Origin of the sequence: Rothia nasimurium (assembly GCF_928382285.1) — a bacterium.
GTDB lineage: Bacteria > Actinomycetota > Actinomycetes > Actinomycetales > Micrococcaceae > Rothia > Rothia nasimurium_E.
The window spans coordinates 1-425 of sequence record NZ_CAKMSS010000032.1 but is presented as its reverse complement, the minus strand read 5'-3'; the positions used below and the strand labels follow the sequence as shown (position 1 = coordinate 425).

The window sequence follows — 425 nt, the reverse complement described above, 5'->3', positions numbered from 1 at the left end:
GATTACTGTTGAGTGACTATGTACACCCGGTCAATATCGGTAATCCGGACGAAATAACGATCAAACAGTTCGGGGAAGAAATTATCCGGCTCACCGGCACCGACCAACAGCTGATCAGCCTGCCCCTGCCCGTTGATGATCCCAAACAGCGCCGGCCGGATATTACCAAAGCCAGGTCTATATTGAACTGGGAGCCTAAGATAACGCGGAGCGAGGGTTTTAAAATAACCCTGTATTATTTTAAATCTTTACCGGATAAAGAAATTCAGCACAAAAGTTTTACACAGTATAACAGATAAAATCATGAGAAAAAGAGCTTTAATAACCGGTATAACCGGTCAGGATGGTGCTTACCTTACGGAATTGCTGCTGGAAAAAGACTATGAAGTGCACGGCATAAAACGCCGCAGTTCCCTGTTTAATAC

The 425-nt window shown here is 44.2% G+C and carries 1 protein-coding gene and 1 pseudogene; both read left to right on the top strand.

What is annotated here, in order from left to right; translation table 11 throughout:
* Positions 1-299 (top strand): annotated as a pseudogene (locus L6758_RS10930) (hypothetical protein); the annotation flags it as partial.
* A 4-nt stretch (positions 300-303) separates the two neighbouring features.
* A partial coding sequence (locus tag L6758_RS10925; protein ID WP_237218655.1) for a GDP-mannose 4,6-dehydratase occupies positions 304-425 on the top strand: 122 nt, incomplete at its 3' end.